This window comes from Sinorhizobium sp. CB7, assembly GCF_041357635.1.
In the GTDB taxonomy this organism is placed as follows: domain Bacteria; phylum Pseudomonadota; class Alphaproteobacteria; order Rhizobiales; family Rhizobiaceae; genus Rhizobium.
Window position 1 is genome coordinate 264266 of record NZ_JAULLL010000003.1, and the last position, 12280, is coordinate 276545.

11 protein-coding genes and 2 pseudogenes are annotated in these 12280 nt (G+C 63.4%); 6 read left to right on the top strand and 7 right to left on the bottom strand.

Annotated features, from left to right (window positions below; genetic code table 11):
* Positions 1-25 precede the first annotated feature (25 nt).
* Positions 26-204: pseudogene (locus AAE029_RS08330) on the bottom strand (type II toxin-antitoxin system RelE/ParE family toxin); the annotation flags it as partial.
* On the opposite strand from AAE029_RS08330, the gene AAE029_RS08335 reads away from it, so the two are divergent.
* On the top strand, positions 200-532 hold the full coding sequence (locus tag AAE029_RS08335) for a hypothetical protein (RefSeq protein WP_371072359.1): 333 nt from the start codon (positions 200-202) through the stop codon (positions 530-532). The pseudogene AAE029_RS08330 and the gene AAE029_RS08335 sit on opposite strands and share 5 nt — an antisense overlap.
* A 90-nt stretch (positions 533-622) precedes the next feature.
* Here AAE029_RS08335 and AAE029_RS08340 read toward each other — a convergent pair whose 3' ends face one another.
* The 4 genes from AAE029_RS08340 to AAE029_RS08355 form a co-directional block, all read right to left on the bottom strand.
* Positions 623-1276, bottom strand: coding sequence for a LacI family DNA-binding transcriptional regulator (locus AAE029_RS08340; protein WP_371072360.1), 654 nt, complete (start codon positions 1274-1276; stop codon positions 623-625).
* 134 nt (positions 1277-1410) lie between these two features.
* Positions 1411-2541 carry an NAD(P)/FAD-dependent oxidoreductase gene (locus AAE029_RS08345; protein WP_371072361.1) on the bottom strand — a complete coding sequence of 377 codons (1131 nt, stop codon included), beginning with the start codon at positions 2539-2541 and terminating at the stop codon, positions 1411-1413.
* Between the two features lie 155 nt (positions 2542-2696).
* On the bottom strand, positions 2697-4205 hold the full coding sequence (locus tag AAE029_RS08350; RefSeq protein WP_371072362.1) for an amino acid ABC transporter permease/ATP-binding protein: 1509 nt from the start codon (positions 4203-4205) through the stop codon (positions 2697-2699).
* A gap of 58 nt (positions 4206-4263) precedes the next feature.
* Positions 4264-5100 (bottom strand): ABC transporter substrate-binding protein, encoded by an 837-nt coding sequence (locus AAE029_RS08355; protein ID WP_371072363.1) that lies wholly within the window; start codon positions 5098-5100, stop codon positions 4264-4266.
* 226 nt (positions 5101-5326) lie between these two features.
* Here AAE029_RS08355 and AAE029_RS08360 point away from each other — a divergent pair, with 226 nt between their 5' ends.
* A complete protein-coding gene (locus tag AAE029_RS08360; RefSeq protein WP_371072364.1) occupies positions 5327-6397 on the top strand; it encodes a LacI family DNA-binding transcriptional regulator in 1071 nt (356 codons plus the stop codon).
* A 57-nt stretch (positions 6398-6454) separates the two neighbouring features.
* Here AAE029_RS08360 and AAE029_RS08365 read toward each other — a convergent pair.
* A pseudogene (locus tag AAE029_RS08365) lies at positions 6455-6699 on the bottom strand (type II toxin-antitoxin system ParD family antitoxin).
* Positions 6700-7195: 496 nt separating this feature from the next.
* Positions 7196-7783 (bottom strand): SOS response-associated peptidase, encoded by a 588-nt coding sequence (locus AAE029_RS08370; RefSeq protein ID WP_371072365.1) that lies wholly within the window; start codon positions 7781-7783, stop codon positions 7196-7198.
* Positions 7784-7843: 60 nt separating this feature from the next.
* On the opposite strand from AAE029_RS08370, the gene AAE029_RS08375 reads away from it, so the two are divergent.
* The 4 genes from AAE029_RS08375 to AAE029_RS08390 all read left to right on the top strand — a co-directional run bounded on the left by AAE029_RS08375 (position 7844) and on the right by AAE029_RS08390 (position 12239).
* A complete protein-coding gene (locus AAE029_RS08375) occupies positions 7844-8350 on the top strand; it encodes an SOS response-associated peptidase family protein (protein ID WP_371072499.1) in 507 nt (168 codons plus the stop codon).
* Between the two features lie 172 nt (positions 8351-8522).
* Complete coding sequence (locus AAE029_RS08380; RefSeq protein ID WP_371072366.1) at positions 8523-9461, top strand: ArdC family protein; 939 nt, start codon at positions 8523-8525, stop codon at positions 9459-9461.
* The gene (locus tag AAE029_RS08385; protein WP_371072367.1) at positions 9458-9829 is read left to right on the top strand and encodes a DUF2958 domain-containing protein; all 372 of its coding nucleotides are present in this window, start codon (positions 9458-9460) and stop codon (positions 9827-9829) included. Before AAE029_RS08380 ends, AAE029_RS08385 begins: the two co-directional genes overlap by 4 nt.
* Before the next feature lie 298 nt (positions 9830-10127).
* A complete protein-coding gene (locus AAE029_RS08390) occupies positions 10128-12239 on the top strand; it encodes a ParB/RepB/Spo0J family partition protein (RefSeq protein WP_371072500.1) in 2112 nt (703 codons plus the stop codon).
* Positions 12240-12280: the final 41 nt, after the last annotated feature.

Genomic DNA, 12280 nt, shown 5'->3' on the forward strand with positions numbered 1-12280 from the left:
ATCGCTGATTGTCCAGTCCTTGCATTCATTGCGAGATGATCCGTTTGGGATGGAGTACACACGTCATATGTCGACGTAACCCGCGTGATCGCGATGGAAAACAAGATAGGGATATCGCTTCAGAGAAACGCTCCGCAGGTCAGGTAATCCCAATTCGTATGCAAACCGCAGCGATCCACACTCCGGATGGCTTTGCCTTGTGGCGCGCGATCATCGCGACGATGTCGACTTGGTTCTCGACCTCATCGCCGTGGCGACTGCAGGCGACAGCGTCGGTGGATATTTCGAACGATTCGGAAAGCGTGTCGCGGATGTCCATGTCGTGGACGGAACGCCGACTGGTCATCTGGCCTGGGGCGGCGGCAACCTGCCACTCGCCGATTATCTCGCCGAACTCGGCGCGCGCTGGTTCGAGGGGACGCTTACCTTCGAGCCCTTCGGCAGCGGGTCCTATGCGCTTTATCCGGTCTTCACCTGGCGGCGGTGCCTCGAGGCGACTTCTCCTCACTTCGATCAAGCGAAAGAAGAATGAAGAAGGCCAGTCCCAACCTGATCGCAGTCGGCGATAACTGCCTCGATGCCCATCTGACCAAGGGATTCGTTACTGTGGGCGGCAACGCCCTCAATGTCGCCGGCGGCAAGCGCAACCCGTTAGCCGCGCATGCGTTCGCGCGAGGTGAAGCTGCGCATGTCGTCCTGCAAAAGCCCCTATGCGGCGATGGCCCATCGGGATCAGGCGCTCGATTGCCTTGCGGGCACCGCCCCAGTTGTCGACAACGATGCTGTCGCACTCCACGCCCTCCGCGACGCGGTCGATCAGCACAAGAGGCACATTCTCGGCGATCAGGCGCTGCAGATGGGCATTGCTGCCTGCCGACGTCGGCGCGACGATGAAGCCACGGATACTGAGTGACTGGAGCTCGCCAGGAGGGAGACTTCCTGTTCCAGCTCCTCTTGGCTGCTGCCGATGACGAGATTGTGCCCGCGCTCGCGGGCAAGGACTTCGATAGCGTGGGCAATGCGGGCAAAGAGCGGATTCTGTATGTCGCCAAGGATGCAGCCCACGATCGGCAGTTGCCCGATGCGCCAGCGCCTGCGCCAGGCGATTGCCGCGATAGCCGAGCTTTTCCGCAGCCGCGTGAACCTTTTGGGCCGTTTCATCGCCGACATAGCCGTAGCTGTTCAGGGCGCGGGCAGCCGTTGCACGCGACACATTCGCAATTGCGGCCACGTCCTTCAAAGTCGCCGGTTTCCGAACCGTTTCACCCTTCGCCATCGTACAAGCAGGACCCTCAACGATCCTCCTTGTTGCTTCGGGTTGCCAGCTCGCATAGGCATGTCGCCGCAGATTGCGGCGAGACCTCGCAAACATCGGCCTCCCGCCGGGCACGTGTCCGGGAGCCGACGGAGTTACTGCGACGTGAAGCGCCCCGGGCGAAATGTGGCGAGCATCGGATGTTCGGCGCCCGTTGCGACCTCGTAGGCGAGCAACTCGCCCACGATAAGTCCAAGTGTCGCGCCGCTATGGCTGAAGGCGACATAGCAACCCGGCATGGCCTTGAGCGCACCGACCACCGGTTCGCCGTCACCAGGAATGGGCTTGCCGCCGACGCCGATGGAAGCGATTTCCAGTTTCGGGTTGCCTTCCATCACCTTGGAGGCCTCTGTCAGAAGGGCATCGACTACCGCATTGTCTATCTCATAACTGCCGTCTGCGCGCACCTTCACCCCTTCGTCCGCCGCCCAGTCGGCATCAAGCGAGAAGGTGCCGCCCGGCGCCGGACGGACGGCGACACGCGGGGTGTTGAGGACGGCGCGCAGGGGGTGGGCGAGCGGCCTGGTCTTGACCAGCAGCGCGATCGGGGTTCCATCGCCGATCACCTGGCCCACTTCCGCCGCCATTTTCGGCACTTCGGGACCGGTGGCGAGAACCACGGCGTCGGTCTGGAAACGGCCGCCCGTCGCGGTTTCCGCGCCGACGGCATGGTCGCCTTCGATCAGAATCCTTGCCGCGCCCTGATCGGCAATAAGCGTTCCGCCGAGTGCGGCAAACTCCTTAAGAAGCAGATCGATAAGGATCGGCAGGTCGACCCAGCCCTCGCCGGGGTTGAAGATCGCCCCTTGCGGTGTGATCGCCCGCGTATCGAGGCCCGGCGTCGCGGCCGCGACATCGCCTGCCGCCAGATGCAGCGCATCATAGCCGAGCGAAACCTCGTGGCGGTAGGCCGCGTCGATCTCGTTGCCTTCATCGTCGGCGTCCCAGGTCAGACCGCCTTCGAAACGCAGCCAGTCCGCATTGGGAAAGTGGGCCGAAAGCGTGCGGTAGCGGTCGATGCCGGCCATGCGCAGGCGGTGATAGGGCTCCGAGCGCATGCGCGCCGAATTCAGCCAGGAGAGCGAGCGGCCCGATGCGCCGTTGGCCGGCGGACCATCGTTGAGAATGGTCACCCGGACGCCGCGCCGGGCCAGCTGCACGCCCGTTGAAACGCCGAAAATTCCGGCGCCGATGATGACCGCCGAAGCGATGATATTGTCTGTCATGGTCCTTCGTCTTTCATTTCGTGGGACAGTCGGGATGGAGGAAGAGATCAGAGGGCTTGCCACTCGACTGGATCGTCGGGATGACCGCCTTGGCGGCAATCCCGGCGCGCGCCCCGCACCCGATCGGATCGTCATTGTCATATCCTTGGACGGGTTCAGAGCACTTCTGCAAGGAAGCGTTGCAGGCGATGGCTCTGCGGATGGTCAAAGATCGCCTCGGGCGACCCCGCCTCCACGACGCGCCCCTCGTCCATGAACACGACCTGATCGGCCACGCGCCGGGCAAAACCCATTTCGTGCGTCACCACGACCATTGTCATGCCACGGTTACCGAGATCGGCCATGAGGTTGAGCACGCCCTTCACGAGTTCCGGGTCGAGCGCGCTCGTCACCTCGTCGAAGAGGATGACTTCCGGCTCCATGGCAAGCGCGCGTGCGATGGCGACGCGCTGCTGCTGGCCGCCGGAAAGCCCGCCGGGACGGTGATGCTGTCGGTTTGCGAGGCCGACATCGGCAAGCCGCGCCTTGGCGATCAGCTCGGCTTCGGCCTGCGGCATGCCCTTGATCTTGGTCAGCGACAACATAACGTTTTCAAGCGCGGTGTGATCCGGGAAGAGATTGAAGTGTTGGAAGACCATGCCCACGCGGCGGCGCAGCCGCTCCGGCTTCATGGCAAGAATGCTGTCGCCGTCGAGCAGGATGTCGCCGCCCTTCGGCTCGACCAGCCGGTTGAGGCAACGCAGCAGCGTCGATTTGCCCGAGCCGGACGGACCGACGATGCAGGTCACGCTGCCCGGCTTCACCGAAAGGTCGATGCCCTTCAGGACGTCGAGGTCTCCGTAGGCCATGCCGAGCTGGCGGACATCCAGGCTGCCGCCCTTGAAGGTGGCCCGAGAAGCGCGACTGGCGCCATCGAGTTCGCTGACCTCCTTCAGCCCGCTGGTGACGGTGGCGGGGCGCTGCTTGCCGAGCCGGAGACGGCTGTCGATGGCGTTGACGACATGGGTGAGCGGCACCGTGACGACGAGGTAGAAGATGCCCGCAAGAAGCAGCGGCGAAAGATTGCCGGTCACGACCGCCTGATCCTGACCGACGCGGAAGATCTCGCGCTCGGAAGCAAGTAGGCCGAGGAAATAGACGAGGCTCGAATCCTTTACGTTGCCAATGAACTGATTGACCAGCGCCGGCAGCACGCGGCGCACTCCCTGCGGCACGACGATGAGCCTCATGCCCTGGCCATGGCTCATGCTGAGGGCCCGGCAGGCCTCCATCTGGCCGCGGTCGACGCTCTGGATACCCGAGCGGAAGATTTCGCCGATATAGGCGCCGGCGATGAGGCTCAACGCCAGAATCCCGAGCGGATAGGGTGACGGCCCGAAGAGTTCGCGGCCGAGGCGGGCAAAGCCCTGGCCGATCAAGAGGATGGTGACGATCGCCGGCAGACCGCGAAAGATGTCGGTATAGATGCGGGCCGGAATGCGCAGCCAGGACGAGCGGGAAATACCCATGATGGCAAGCACCATGCCGATGACGACGCCAAGCACCGTCGAGGCAGCCGCAAGGATCAGCGTATTCTTGAGGCCGACTGTGATCATGGTCGGCAGCACTTCGGCCATAGCATTGAAGTCGAGGAAGCTGCGGCGCAGGTTTTCAAGCCAGTTCATCAGGCGGTCCCTTCAGGGCAAGGCCGGTCCGACCGGCTGGGCGGACCGGAAGTCGGCGTCAGGGCTTGGGAAGATATGCGGCCGGCATCGGCGTGCCGGGGAACCATTTTTCGTGCAGCATTTTCCAGGTGCCGTCCGCCATGGCCGCGCGGAGGCCTTTGTTCAGTGCCTTGCGCAGGGCATCGTTGCCCTTGCGCACGACGAAGCCGGCCGGCGCGTCGAAGCTCGGAATGTTGACCGCAATCTTCAGATCCGGATAGCGGCCGGAATAGTCCTTCGCCGCCTCATAGTCGAGGAAATGGGCATCGATCGTGCCATTGTTGAGAGCCGCCACCGCAGAGTTATTGTCGGGGAATTTCACGAGATCGGTGTCCGTGAAGTTCTTCTGAGCGTAGATTTCCTGCAGCGTGCCCTGCACGACGCCGAGCCGCTTGCCCTTAAGGCCGGCGGGGTCGGTGATGGCGCTGTCGGCTGTGAGGACGGAGAGGTAGCCCGCCAGATAGCCCTCTGAAAAATCCACCGTCTCCTTGCGCTTCTCTGTCGTACCGATGGCGGCGGCCGCGACGTCGAAGCGGCTGTTGGCAACGGACGGCATCAGGGCAGAGAATTCCTGGCCGGTGAAGATCACCTGGTCCTTCTTGAAACCCATGCGCTCGGCGACATTGAGAAAGAGTTCGATGTCGAAGCCGGTGAAACCGCCATCGGAGGTGGTGAAGGCGTAAGGCTTGGCATCGCCCATCGTGCCGACGCTGATGACGGCGGGATCGATCAGGCCATAAGGATTGTCATCTGCAGCGGCCGGCACGCCCGTGCCTGCCGCAAGGCAGATGGCGGCCACAGCCAGGGCAGCGCGCAGCCGGAGGAATGGGGTCGTGATCACTTCGGGCAAGTTCATTATTTCGATCTCCTCTGGTGGTATTGTTTGCGATTTTTTGAAGTCGCAGGCACCCCTTCCGGACGACGGCGGAACCCGTCGGTCAGAATAACTGGATGGCATGCTTAGGGTTGGATTTTTTCATTAAGATACCGGTCTCAAACGAAAAGAGACCGGTCTCTTTGACTTTCGCAATTGTTATCTTCGCATTTGCCAGTCGTCAATATCTCTTGTAAGGCTATCGTTCATGGACCAGACCCCGCCGCGATCCATCTCCGTCACCGTTGCCGACGTCGCCCGCAGGGCAGGCGTCTCCAAGGCGACGGCCGCACGTGTCCTGGGTGGTTATGGAACGGTCAGCGATCGGATCCGTGACGCGGTGATCGCCGCCGCCCGTGCGCTCGACTACCGACCCAACGAACTTGCCCGCAGCATGACGACGGGACGCTCAGGCACGATCGGTGTCGTCGTGGGCGATATCGAGAACCCTTTCTTCAGCCTTGCCATGCGGGGGATAACCGACGTCGCGCGTTTGGCTGGCTTCACCGTGATCCTCATCAATTCGGGCGAGGACGTCGGTGCGGAAAGAGCCGCCGTCCGCACGCTCCTTGGCAAGCGTGTGGACGGGCTGATCGTCTCGCCCGCCAAGGAAAACGATGTCGAGCACCTGCGGGAAACCGCCCGCTCGGGCCGCCCGCTGGCGCTGCTCGACCGCGGCAACGAGGCGTTGGACGTCGATACGGTGATCGCCGACGACAGGCATGCCGCCGAAGGCGTCACGCGCCGGCTGATCGACCTCGGTCACCGCCGCATTGCATACATCACCGCCTGCGATACGCCCGACCACGCTTTCCGCAAGCCTGCCGACATCAATACGGGCTCGGTGCGCCGGCGCATCGAAGGCTTCCTCGGCGTGTGCCGCGAGGCGGGTCTGGCGGGAATGGAGAACCGGGTGCATGTCGGTGCTGTCACGCCGGAAGAGACGCGCCGCATCGTCATGGACACCCTGCAGGCAAAAGACCGGCCGACCGCGATCATCGCGTCCGACAGTGTGATCGGTCCCGAGGTGTTCAAGACGAGTCGTGCGATCGGCCTTGCCATTCCCGCAGACCTGTCTTTGGTCTCGTTCCACGATGCCGATTGGACAACCGTCACCTCTCCGCCCGTGACCGTGGTGCGCCAGCCGGTCTATCGCCTGGGGGAGACCGCCGCGAAGTTGCTTGTTGAACGGCTTAACGGCGATGCCGAAAAGGCCCGCAGCATCGTGCTCGAAACAGAGTTCGTCGAGAGGGCCTCCGTCGGCAAGGCATCGGATTGAGTTGCCCGGCGCGGACATGGCCGGATCGCATGAGCTCAACAGAAAGGCGAAAGTCCATTATTCGGTCCCACGTGGCGCTTTAGACCGCGTCAAAGCCGCCGCAAACAGTTCGTCTTTCGACCGGCTGCCGATGCCTTTCAGGCCATCACCGACAAAGCGCTGCATGGCCGTGATTTTTTCGTTGCCCTCCTGATCCTCGGGGATCAGATCGCGCACAGTCGCTGGCGTTTGCATCGCGGCCCGTTCGCGTCTGCGCCTCAACGCTTCATCGGATCGGGCAGCGATACGTTCATCGTGGCCATGTCAGCCTCCGTTTTGCTACGGCAAGTTTGACATGTTTTGGCCAAGGTAAAGCTGGGAGGCTTGCGTCTCGCCCAGCACACCGGCCAGGATGGGCCGCAGCCGGTCGACGAATTCGCTCTCCGGCAAGGGCTTGACAAGCTCGAATTCAAACAGCGGTTCGACTAGTCAAGAAGAGGCAGATTGCCAAAGGCAGTCGCACTTTCGCGCATGGTTTTCGCCGAAATGCAGAACCCAGATTGCGCGGCATATTCTGATCCTTGAGAACGTGCTGCTATTCCTTTAAGCCCCAGTCATGCGGTTGAAAAAAGGTTCAGAAGATTTTCGATGGTCATCATCGACTGTGCCGTGGGCTGCCCAATAGTATGGCACCACGCGGCGGCCGAGGCGCCGTAGTGGGTGACCTGTTCGGGCTGGCCGGTCGCTGGCATGGCGGATGGGATTCGAGCGGCCCCGCGGTGAGGTTGCGGCACCATCAAATAGCTCTGCCTGTGGCGATCAGACCTGTTCAACCGAAAGGGTCCCGGCCGGAAGCGGCTTGATCAGGGATTGCGCCGGAACGGCTGGGTCGAGCCAATCGGCCCACGCGCTGCGCTCCAGAATGACGATCTGCCGATCATGATAGGGCGCGATATCCGGACCGGGCGCCATGGTGAGCATCGTGAAGGCTTCGCCCACCTCCTTGGTGTCACGCCAGATGCCGGCGATGCAGAAGATCGTCTCGTCCTTTTTCGTGAAGAGCCACTTGTCCTTGCGCTTCTTGTTGGGGTCGACCGGATCGGTGAACTCGTAAAACCCGTCGGCGACGACCAGGCAGCGGTTCGACGTGAATTCGCGACCCTCCGACCGGAAGTTATAGACCGGACGCCTGTTCGGGCCCGGCCAGCTCCACCGTCGCTGCACCATGTCGCCTTCGCCCCGCACGCCGTTGATGGTCCGGATAGTCGGGCCGACATCGGTGATCTTGATGTCCTCGCGCGCCTCGATGTTCGGCGTGCCCTCGCCGAAACGGATCTTGATCTTCAGGTCGGCGAAATCCTCCACGATCGAGGCGACATTCACCATCAGCCGGTAGTCGTTGCACATAGGTCCTCCATCTCGATCGCCATTGCCCCGCGATCGTGTTCCTGTTATGTTCGCATGGCTATGAACGCGAAGGTTTTCAGTACCGACGCTCCGCTTGACGAACGCCGTGTCATCATAAGGCGTTGCGGCGGCGATGTTGAGATGGTGGAGCTGCCCTGGGGCTTGCGGCCACGAAAGGCCGGAGGACGGCCGATCAGCGTTGTTCGTGCCGAGGGGCGGACATTTCCCAGTCACCGCTGTCTCGTGCCCGCCTCCGAGTTTCGCCATCGCAACGGCGGCAAGAATTACAGCTTCTCGCTTGCCGACGGCGACTGGTTTTATTTCGCTGGCATCTGGCGGCCCGCGACGCGGTCTTGGCCGGAGGCCTACGCAATCCTGACGGTCGAGGCAAGCAACGATATCAAGCCGTTCCACGATCGTCAGATGGCGGTGGTGCGGCGTGAACAAAGGACGGCATGGCTCGACCTGACACGGCCGCAGGACGAGTTGCTTCGGCCTTTGCCGGCCGGGAGCTTCAAGGTCTTGCCAAAGCGCGTTGCACCTGCCCAGTCCGCGCTCGCATTCTGAAAAAATCGTTGCAAGATCGGTGGTCCAAGATGCGTCGCCGGGCTGAGGCAAGCCCTGCATGTGCCCTCGCATGCGGTGGGTGAGCGGGTGAGAGTGAGAGGGCGGTCGGAGTTTTCCGCGACGGGTTGAGGGCTGGGAGAGAGGCTTCCGGCGCCCGTCGCGGAGACCCGCGATGACCAAGCATCAACATCAGGCCGCGTCCGCCCGGACCAGCCTCTACGACGGCATCACCAACAAGATCATCGCCGAGTTGGAAGCCGGCAAGCTGCCCTGGATCCAGCCATGGGGGACGGCGGCGGAGGCGCCTCTCGCCATGCCGAAGAATGGCGCCACGGGCCGGCACTATTCCGGAATCAATGTCCTGATCCTCTGGGACGCCGTCATCGAGAACGGCTTTCCCGGCCAAAGCTGGCTAACCTTCCGCCAGGCGCTTGCGCTGGGCGGCAACGTCAGGAAAGGTGAGCACGGCACGACCGTCGTCTACGCCGACCGCTTTGTGCCTGACGACGAAAGGGAACGCGAGCGCGACGCCGGCGAAGCAGCGCGAGGAATCCCGTTTCTCAAGCGCTTCACCGTGTTCAATGTGGCGCAATGCGAGAACCTGCCCGACGACATCGCTGCGGCCGTGCCGTCGCTGCCAAGCCTCGTCGAGCCAAAAGTCGATGCGCTGGTCCGGGCAACCGGCATCGACTTCCGCATCGGCGGCAACCGCGCCTTCTACGCTCCAGAGTCGGATTTCGTCCAGGTACCGCCGCCGCAGGCCTATTGCGAGCCGATCAACTGGTACAGCACTGCGCTGCACGAGCTCGGTCACGCGACCGGCCATTCCTCCCGCCTCGGCCGCGATCTCTCGGGGGGCTTCGGCACCAGGAAATATGCTTTCGAGGAACTGGTCGCCGAGATCAGCGCGGCCTTCTGCTGCGCCTCGCTCGGCATCATCCCGACCGTGCGCCATGCCGATTACATTGGCTCCTGGGTGGAGGTGTTGCGCCAGGACAATCGCGCCATCGTCCGTGCGGCCAGCCAAGCGAGCAAGGCGGCGGACTGGCTGCTCTCGTTCTTACCGGAGGACGCGCAGGCCGGGTCCTCCCTCGACAGGAGGGTGGCATGATCCTCCTTACACCAGAGCTGCGCGAGCGGCTGCTCGCCAATGGCCGACGGCCCGATGCGGATCATGTGCCGGTGGTCAAATTCTTCAATCCGCTCGGCGTCGGCACCTGGCTTGTGTCAGAGCTCGATGAAGACTGCGACACTCTCTTCGGCCTCGCCGATCTGGGCGAGCCCGAACTTGGTTCCTTCAGCCTTGCCGAGGTGATGTCCGTCCGCCTGCCGTTTGGCCTGGGCATCGAGCGCGACATCCTTTTCGAGGGGATGTTTCCGATGTCGGTCTGGGCCGAAGTGGCGCGGCAGGCCGGGAGCATCCCGGCCGCCGAACGCGTGCTCCGCGCCGCGAAACTGACACGGCGGGAGGACATGTGAAGCGCTTGCCGCGCGGGCACAGCCGCTGCCTGCGCGAGATGCGGTGCCGACGCGGATGTTCTTGCGCAAGGCAGCACCTGCTCGGGAGACGTTTGTAGTCCATGCCGCACCTTGCCCGCGCGTCTCGATAGACCGTCATCGAGAGATCCGAACGTTGCTCCCTCCGGCTGTTGCGAAGGCTGCTGTGATTGCCGCAGCGCCAGCGCCAAACAGGAGAGGCAGAGGAGTGATGGGATTTCGTGACGGGTTGGAGGCCGAGAGAGAGGCTTTCGGCCGCCCGTCGAAGGAGTACATCCCGATGGCTACTGCCGTTCAGAAGGTCATCCTGTCGCCCTCACGCGACATCCCCTTCAACAAGCTCGTGCTCAGTCAATCGAACGTCCGGCGCGTTAAGGCCGGCGTCTCGATCGAGGAGCTTGCCGAGGACATCGCCCGCCGCGGCCTGCTTCAAGGTCTTAGCGTCCGCCCCGTCGTCAATGAGGCTGGTGTCGAGACCGACATGTTCGAGATTCCCGCCGGCGGAAGGCGGTATCGGGCGCTGGAGCTGCTCGTGAAGCAGAAGCGCCTGGCGAAGACCGCGCCCGTGCCCTGCGTCGTCCGCGAGGGCGGCATCGCAGAAGAGGACTCGCTCGCCGAAAACGTCCAGCGCGCGCCCCTGCATCCGCTCGACCAGTTTCGCGCCTTCCTGGCGCTGCGCGAGAAAGGCCAATCCGAAGAGGAGATCGCCGCCGCCTTCTTCGTCGCGGTCAACGTGGTCAAGCAGCGGCTGAAGCTCGCATCGGTGTCGCCCAAGTTGCTCGACGTCTATGCCGAGGACGGCATGACACTCGACCAGCTCATGGCCTTCACCGTCTCGGGCGAGCATGAACGCCAGGAGCAGGTCTTCCAGCGGCTGCAACACGCCTACGACAAGCAGCCCTATGTCATCCGCAGGATGCTGACCGAAGGTGCCGTGCGGGCGACCGACAAGAGGGCGCAGTTTATCGGCGTGAACGCGTATGTCGAGGCGGGAGGCACGGTGATGCGAGACCTCTTCCAGGGCGACGATGGCGGCTGGCTGCAGGATGTCGGTCTCGTCGACCACATGGTGGCCGCCAAGTTGAAGGCGGAATCCGAGGCGATCGCGGCCGAGGGTTGGAAGTGGATCGAGGTCGCGCCCGATTTCGCTTATGGCCACACCTTCGGCCTGCGTCAGCTTCGCGGCGAACCCTTGCCACTAACGGTCGAGGAGGAGACGGCGCGGGATGCCTTCCGGGCGGAATACAATCGCCTCTCGGAAGAATACGCCGACAGCGACGAACTGCCGGATGAGGTCGACAAGCGTTTTGGCGAGCTCGAGACGGTACTTGAAAGCTTCGCGGTGCGGCCTCTCGCCTTCGATCCGAGCGAAGTCGCCCGCGCAGGCGTGTTCATCAGCATTGCGCATGACGGCAGTCTGCGCGTCGAGCGCGGCTACGTCCGTCCTGAGGATGAGCTACCGGTCAAGCATGCGTCCGACCCGGCAGACAGCGATGATGGGCGCGCCGTGGCCGCCGATCATGAGGCAGACGACCCTGTCTCCAGCAAAACCGACGCGCAACCTTCGGAGGCTGAGGCGGAAGACAGGCTGTCGCCGATCTCGGATCGGCTGATGGTGGAGCTGACCGCGCACCGGACTTTGGGTTTGCGCCAAGCGCTCGGCGAACAGCCGGACGTGGCGTTTCTTGCTGCGCTGCACGCCCTGACGCTGAAAGTCTTCTACCGCTACGGCTCGGATAGCTGCCTCGAACTGGACCTGAAGAGTGTCGGTTTCGGCACACAGGCGCCGGGGCTGAACGACAGCCGTGCCGCCGAGACGATCCAGGCCCGGCATGAGGGCTGGGTGCAGGCGCTGCCGAAGGAACCGGCCGAGCTATGGGATGCGCTCGAAGCCTGGGACGCAGACAGGCGCTCGTCACTCTTCGCCCATGTCGTCAGCCTCTCGGTCAACGCCGCAAACGAGAGCTGGAACCGGCGTCCCCGGGCATTGGCTCATGCGGATCGGCTCGCGCAGGCAGTCGAACTCGACATGGCGGCTGCGGGCTGGCGACCGACGATCGACGCCTTCCTCGGCCGCGTGACCAAGGCGCGAATCCTCCAGGCCGTCGCCGAGGCGAAGGGGCAAAACGCCGCTGACCGGATTGCCCATTTGAAGAAGGGCGACATGGCGGCTGAGGCGGAGGCGCTGCTCGCGGAGACCGGCTGGTTGCCCGAGCCGCTCCGCACCCCTGGCCACACTCAGGGCGATGGGATGCCCGGACGCCTCGGCGAAGCGGACTTAACCGGTGCTGAACCTGCTACCAATGGCTGCGAAACGGCAATTGTCGAAGAGGGTCCGATCACGGCCGATGAACCGGCTGACGACGCACCCAACACGATCGCGGCCGAGTAGCCGACAACGCCTTGAGAGACTGGCCCGCCGCGACGGCGGGC